This window comes from Saccharopolyspora sp. NPDC045839 (assembly GCF_056431645.1).
This window is the reverse complement of the sequence record NZ_JBWKKH010000012.1, coordinates 1-7142: the sequence shown is the minus strand read 5'-3', so window position 1 is coordinate 7142 and position 7142 is coordinate 1. Positions and strand designations below refer to the sequence as shown.

The following is a 7142-nucleotide window of genomic DNA, read 5'->3' as shown; positions in this document are numbered from 1 at the left end:
GTTCCGTAATCCATGGCAATCGCGCAATCCCTCCGAACACGGTCAACAGGTCCGGGCGCGGCATGCTCCGATCGAGCCGCTGATCCACGTTGATCACGTTGCGCGATCCCGCTGTGCTCCGATGAGAGTACTCGACTAGATCGAACGCGTCGATCGCCTCATATACGCCGAGCCGATCCTCGAAGCGTTTGCGCACCTCACGCTCGACGAACGACAGACACCCGATCCCGGGGAAGTGTTCCAGCAGGTGGGAGAAGATGCTCTCGCCCTCCACCCGGGCCAGCGGGGCACCGATGCAATGGTGATGATCGGCAATGAACACCACATGCCGGTTCGGGTGGCGCACCGGATCGAACGCATCCCGGTCACCGAAGGCAGCGGGAACGGATCCGGTTCTTTCTCGCCCGTTAATCGATACAGAAAAGCATCCGTGGCCATACTATCTCTCCGTGAACCCCTGGTAACTGCAGGCAAGGGGACCTTAAGAGTACAGGTGGGTGGTTGTTGCGCCTAGAAACGCACGACAACCGCCCACACGCGCACGACTGCGCCGTCGGGACTGGTTGGCGGTTTACTTGCCTAGGCAGACGTCCAGTGCGGCGGGTGTGTCCGACTCACGCACCGAAGCCACGACTGGAAGGGTTCAATGGCGCCCCGGTTACAGCTAACTGGCCATTCATGCCCGTCCAGTAGAACGGTTCGTCGCCGGTTCGCGCGCAGCGTCACGCGGTGATGCGGACCTGGCCGATCGGTCCTCACCCCGCACCGCTGCTTGACCTGCATCCAAGCCGAGGTCGAGGCGCGCGTCCTCGGACTGCGGCGTAACCCGCGCCAACTTGCGAGCGAGGCGTTGCCACTGAACGGTCTAGTCACGCCAAGTCACACGGCCTAGACTCCCCGATGTTCGTCCCCGCTGCAGCCAGAGGTCGCGATGCCACTGACTTACCACGTGGATACCGCCACCGTGGATACCACCACCGAGGACATGCCACGCGCCGACCAGCTCGAATACTGGGGCGAGGTAATCAGCTCATTCCATTGCACCCTCAGCTCCCGGGTCATCCGGCCGACCGACTTCCAAGGCCACACAACCTGCCAACGCACCCAGTCCTACCAGCTCGTCAGCTGGGACGCCTCCACCCCGCAATGGCTTCAGCGCACCAAGCGCCAAGTTCATGCCGACCCCGATGAGCGATACAGATTCGGCATCTCCATCCGCGGCTCGCTCGTGTTACGCCAGGCCGGCAACCAGCACACGCTCACCGCCGGCACCGGCGCGCTGTTCACCATGGACACCCCGTTCGACGTCGGCGTCGGACCCTGCCACAAGGGCATGGCCCTCATCATGCCCCAGCGCGAGATCGACCACCGCCTCGGCCGCGGCGCACTTCTCAACCCCGCAACCGACCTCGCCCACGGTTTCGGGCGACTCATCTACACCAGCCTCGCCACCCTCCAAGCCGAACGCGACACCCTCACCGCCACCCAATTCGACCGAGCAAGCCAACACCTCACCGACCTGATTTGCCTGCTCCTCCTCGGCGATACCCAACCGCCGACCAGCCACGCACGCGAGATCGAAACCCAAGTACGCCGACACATTCGCGCCAACGCGTGGGACCGTGGACTCAACACGGAATCCATCGCACGAGCACTCGGCTGGTCAGCGCGACAAATCCAAGCCGTGCTCCAGCGAACCGGAACCACGCCCAGCGAACTCATTCGTCAAGAACGTCTCCACCACGCGCAACTACAACTCGAAAACCCCGCCAACGTTCGCAAAACCATCACCCAAATCGCCTACGAATCCGGCTTCAACTCGGCCCACACCTTCACCAAGGCATTCCGCCAGCACTTCGGCCACACCCCAAAAGATCATCGCAACCGCTGAGATCCTGTCTCAAGTCGCCGACTTTGCGGGCTTCTTGCTGTCACAGGTCAATGCGGCAACCAGGGCGAGCAAAGCGCAGAAGTAGTCGGCACAGCGCTCGAATCGGATGGCCGGCGTCAGTCCACAGTGAGCTCGGCGGGGTCGTCGACCGGTACGGCGTTGCTCGCCGCGACTCCGGAAAAGAAGCGGGCGCTGTCCTTGACCGTGCGCTGCAGGGTGTCGAAGTCGACGTGAATCAGGCCGAACCGCTGCGAATAACCCAGAGCCCACTCGAAATTGTCCAGCAACGACCAGGCGAGGTAACCGCGCACGTCCGCGCCCTGCTCAATCGCCGCATGGACCGCGCGAAGGTGGTCGGCGAAGTAGCGGACCCGGTCGCGGTCTCGAATCCGGCCATCGCTGTCGATCGTGTCGGCGAAGGCCGCGCCGTTCTCGGCGACCATGAGCGGAAGGCCAGGGCAGTGCCCGCGCAGCCACAGCAGCAGGTCCGTCAACGAACTCGGCGTCTGTTCCCAGCCGAACGAGGTAAGCGGCCCGCGAGGCGGCAGAACGTCGAAGCCCCGCAAGCCCGGCAGGCCGCTGTTACTTGGTGCTTCCAGGTCCGCCAACGGCGCCACCCGGACCGGCGCGTAGTAATTCACCCCGAGCCAGTCGAGCGGGGTAGTGATCGTCTCGAGATCGCCATCGCGTATGGCGGGTTCCAGCGCACCCAGGTGAGCGACGTCGGCGAGCACGTCCTCCGGGTAACCACGACCCAGCACCGGGTCGAGGAAGATCCTGTTCTGCATCCCGTCGAACTTGCGCGCTGCCTCGCGGTGGGCTTCGTCGTCCACATCGGTCAGCGCCGGCGCGAAGTTCAGCACCAGTGAGAACCGCTGTCCGGGTCGTGCGGCTGCGCGCAGCGCCCGCATCCCCAACCCGTGCGCCAGCAGGTGGTGGTGTGCCGCGACGAGCGCGGTGCCCGGCTCTGCCACTCCAGGTGCGTGCACCCCGGTTCCGTAGCCGAGAAATGCCGAGCAGTAGGGCTCGTTGAGCGTCGTCCAATCCGGCACTCGATCGCCGAGGGCGCCGTGCACTGCCGCCGCGTAATCGGCGAACCGTGCGGCGGTGTCACGAACCCGCCAACCGCCCTCGTCTTCCAACGCCTGGGGCAGGTCCCAGTGGAACAGCGTGATCATCGGCGTGATGCCGTGATCGAGCAACTCGTCGACCAGCCGGTCGTAGAACGCCATCCCCTGCGGGTTCACCGTCCGCCCGTCCGGCATGACCCGCGACCAGGACACCGAGAACCGGTAGGTCGGCAGGCCGAGTTCCGCCATCAGCGCGACGTCCTCGGGATATCGATGGAAGTGGTCGCAAGCCACTTCACCCGTATCACCACCCAGAACCTTGCCTTCCGCGGCCGAGAATGTGTCCCAGATGGACGGTCCGCGGCCGTCCTCCTTCGCTCCGCCTTCGATCTGGTAGGAGGCCGTGGCCGTCCCCCAGACGAAGTCCGACGGGAAGCCGAGCGCCTTCTTGTTGGTCATATCCCACCTCATCCGTTGACCGAAACTCGCGTGAGTCCGTTGACGATCTGCCTTGCCAGCAGGAGAAAGACGATGATCACGGGCAGCACGCCGAGCGTCGCACCGGTCAGCATCAATGAGTAGTCCAAGAAGTAACCGCTCGCCAACCTCGACAAGGCTACCTGAACGGTCAGGCTCTCGTTCGGGTCGAGCACGATCAGCGGCCAGAAGAAGTCGTTCCACGCGGCCATGAACGTCACCATGCCGAGCACTGCCGCCTGCGGACGAATCGCCGGGATCGCCACATGCCGAAACGTCCCCCACAGCGAGCAACCATCCACTCTGGCCGCGTCGACCAGTTCCGGGGCAACCGCCTCCTCGCACGCCTGGCGCATCCAGAAGACGCTGAACGCGTTGACCAGTGCGGGCACGATCACCGCCTCCAGCCTGCCGTACCACCCGAGGTCGCCGACGACCATGTACAGCGGGACCACCCCGAGCTGGGCCGGCACCATCACGGTTCCGATCACCACCAGGAACAGGGTGTTTCTCCCGGCAAAGCGCAGTCGGGCGAAAGCGAACCCGGCAAAGCTGGACAGCACCACCGTCGACACCATGACCGTTCCCGAGACGATCAACGAGTTCTGGATCGCGAGCCAGAAGTCCACGGTGTCGAAGACGCGTTGCACGTTTTCCAGGAGGTAGCCGCCGGGGACGAGAGGTGGGATGGATTCACCAATGGCCGAGCTGTCGCTGGAGGACACCACGAACGACCAGTACAACGGGAACGCCGATGACACGACAACACCGGTCAGCAGCGCGTAGACCAGAACCCCGGGGCGGCGGGTCAATGGACCGGCACCGTCGGATCGACGGGGTCGCCGGGCAGGAACACTCGCGAGCACCGCTTCAGCTCCCTCCGCGAATTCGACGCACCAGCACGAAGTTCGCCACTGCGGACAGCAAGCACAGGACGAACAGCACCCATGCGATGGCAGCCGCATATCCGGCGTCGAACAGACCGAATCCCTTCTCGTATAGGTACATGGTCAACGTCTGGAACTGCCGGTCGTTGCCGCCGACACCGGCGGTTCCGGTCGAGTCGAACAGTTGCGGCTCCGCGAACAGCTGCAGGCCGCCGATCGTCGAGACCACCACCGTGAAAATGATGGTCGGCCGGATTCCCGGCACGGTGATCGACCAGAACGACCGCCACCGCGAAGCCCCATCGAGCGCGGCCGCTTCGTAGAGCTCTCTGGGGACGTTGCGCATCGCGGCGAGGTAGAGCAACGCGTTGTAGCCGGTCCAACGCCAGATCACCATGGTGGCGACGGCCAGGTGCGACGACCAGCGCTGGCCCTCCCAGTCGACGGGATCCAACCCGAACAACCCCAGAACCCAGTTGATCATGCCGAAATCGCGGCCGAACAGCTGGGCGAAGACCAGCGCCACGGCCACCACCGAGATGACGTTCGGCAGCAGAACACCTGCGCGCCAAACGGTCCCCGCACGAAGCGGCCGGTTGAGCAGCGCCGCGATGCCGAGCGCGGCCAACAGCTGGGGCACCGTGGAGACCACGAAGATGCTCGCGGTGTTGAACAGGGCGTTGTAGAAATCCGGGTCGGCGAACAGTGCGGTGTAGTTCGCCAGCCCGACGAAGCCCTGATCACCGTCGATCAAATTCCAGTCGTGCAGCGAAATCCACGCGGTGTACAGCAGCGGGAAGAGGCCGAACAGGGCGAACAGCACGAAGAAAGGAGCGACGAACAGGTACGGCGTGACTCGGGCGTCGATCCGGGAGAGCAGGACCCCCCGGCGCCCACCCGGAACCGGCCCACGAAGAACGTGGGCCGGTTCGTGGGTGGGCGTCGGTGAAGGGCTTCGTGACATCTCCCTACCTCACGGCGTCGCGGGCCTGCTGCACGGCCTCGGCCCACGCCTGGTCGGCGCTCTGCTTGCCGTCCTCGACGCGGCCGAGTGCCTGGCCGAACTTCGGTCGCACCACGCTGTCCTTGGCACCGCGGTAATTCGGGCGCAGGCTGTCCGCCGAGCTCGCGTAGATCTGGCCCACCGGTGCGTCGCTGAAGTACGGGTCGGTCTTGCCGATCACCTCAGGATCCTGGTACGCAGCCGGCGTACTGGGCAGGATGCCGCTCTGCAGGAAAATCTTCTTCTGCTGCTCCGGGGCGGTCAGCCACTTGGCGACTTCGTAGGCCTCCTTCGGGTGTGCGCCCTGCTTGGGCACCGTCAGGTAGGAGCCACCCTGGTTTCCGCTGTTGCCGGGAACCGTGGTGAGGTCCCACTTGCCCTTGTTCCCGTCGCCACCGGCTTCCCTGATCTGCTCCAGCATCCAGGCCGGGCAGTTCATCACGGCGAAGGAGCCCTGTTTGACCGCCACGTTCCAGCCCTGGGTGTAGCTGGTCACCCTGGCGGTCTGCCCCTTCGCCCCGATGCTCGCGGCGATGTCGAAGGCACGTCGCAGGTTCGGATTCCGGTCGGCGATGAGCGAGTCGTCCGCCTTCGAGAAGAAGTTCTCCTCGGACTGGTTGAAGATCGCGGTGTAGATGGTGCCGGCGGAATCGGCGAACTTCGCATCCGGCACCGCGGCGCTGAACCGGTCGGCGACCCGGGCGAAGTCTTCCCAGGTGGGCCACAGCTTGGCCACCTCGGTGCGCTCGGTCGGCAGACCGGCCCGGGCGAACAGGTCGCGGCGGTAGCACATCGCCAGGCTGCCCATGTCCGTCCCGAGACCGAGTACGAAACTTCCGTCCTTGCTGACCCCCTGCTCCCACTTCCAGGGGGCCCACTGGTTCTGCAGGTCCTTGGCCCCGAAGTCGGCGAGGTTGACGAACTTGTCCCTGGACTGCAGGAACTGCGGAATGTACTGCTCTTCGACGGCGACGACATCGGCAGCGCCCTTGCCGCCCGCTAGCTGGGTGGCCAGTCCCTTGTGGTGGGCCTCGAAGTCGGCGACCTGCGACACCAAGTGGATGTTGGGATGCTGTGCCTCGTACTCCTTGAACAGCGGCTCGTAACCGAACTCGCCGAAGGTCGCGACCTTGATCTCGATCTTCCCACTGCCGGCCCCATCGGTTCCCGCGCACCCCGTCAGGGCCACCGACACAGCCGAGGTCAGGGCAGCAACAGCCAGCCAGCGCGAACGCCTTCTCCTCATCACACTTCCTCATCTCCCAATCGTGACCACCATGCCGCGAGCTGATCGCTGATCTACCGCGCAGCGGAACGTGTGTCCACCACGGGAATCGAAGTCTGCCTCTTCGGACATCCGGCCCACGGTTCAGAAGTGCACCAGCACCCGTCCCTCGTTGTCCGCGTCGACCTCGACCCGCCGGTGGTTGCGCTGCTTGGGTGGATGCAAGCGGCTGGCGCCGCTTCACAAGGCGCGGACGGCATTCGCCGACGGGATCTCAGGCAATTTCAACTCCCCGCTCTCGGGAGAACTGATGGATTTCAAGCCAGGCTAGATCGCGGCGAATCCGGAGATCAACGGATCCGAGGGCAGGGAATCGAAGCACAAGAGGCACAACCGGACCGTGGTGACGGCGCTATGTCAGAGGGGGATGTTGCCGTGCGAGCCGCGTCCGGCCGGGGCCGCGGCGAGCGCCTCGGCGATGCGGCGGCGGGTGATCTTGGGGTCGATGACCTCGTCGACCACGCCGATCGACATCGCCCGGCCGACGCCGCCGGCCACGCGCTCGTGCTCCTCGATGAGCTTGTCCTGC

At 64.9% G+C, this 7142-nt stretch carries 5 protein-coding genes and 1 pseudogene; 1 reads left to right on the top strand and 5 read right to left on the bottom strand.

Features of this window, described 5'->3' with window-relative positions; translation table 11 throughout:
- Positions 1-346 (bottom strand): annotated as a pseudogene (locus tag AC07EQ_RS18610) (hypothetical protein); the annotation flags it as partial.
- A 603-nt stretch (positions 347-949) separates the two neighbouring features.
- Here AC07EQ_RS18610 and AC07EQ_RS18605 point away from each other — a divergent pair.
- The gene (locus AC07EQ_RS18605; RefSeq protein ID WP_478389164.1) at positions 950-1891 is read left to right on the top strand and encodes a helix-turn-helix transcriptional regulator; all 942 of its coding nucleotides are present in this window, start codon (positions 950-952) and stop codon (positions 1889-1891) included.
- Between the two features lie 116 nt (positions 1892-2007).
- Here the strand turns inward: AC07EQ_RS18605 and AC07EQ_RS18600 are convergent, their stop codons facing one another.
- From AC07EQ_RS18600 to AC07EQ_RS18585, 4 genes are read right to left on the bottom strand one after another with little or no spacing between them, the layout of a single operon-like run.
- Complete coding sequence (locus AC07EQ_RS18600) at positions 2008-3420, bottom strand: GH1 family beta-glucosidase (RefSeq protein ID WP_478389163.1); 1413 nt, start codon at positions 3418-3420, stop codon at positions 2008-2010.
- Between the two features lie 8 nt (positions 3421-3428).
- Positions 3429-4250, bottom strand: a complete 822-nt coding sequence (locus AC07EQ_RS18595) for a carbohydrate ABC transporter permease (RefSeq protein ID WP_478389162.1) — start codon at positions 4248-4250, stop codon at positions 3429-3431.
- A 58-nt stretch (positions 4251-4308) separates the two neighbouring features.
- Complete coding sequence (locus AC07EQ_RS18590; protein ID WP_478389161.1) at positions 4309-5289, bottom strand: carbohydrate ABC transporter permease; 981 nt, start codon at positions 5287-5289, stop codon at positions 4309-4311.
- Between the two features lie 4 nt (positions 5290-5293).
- The gene (locus AC07EQ_RS18585; protein ID WP_478389160.1) at positions 5294-6574 is read right to left on the bottom strand and encodes an ABC transporter substrate-binding protein; all 1281 of its coding nucleotides are present in this window, start codon (positions 6572-6574) and stop codon (positions 5294-5296) included.
- Positions 6575-7142: the final 568 nt, after the last annotated feature.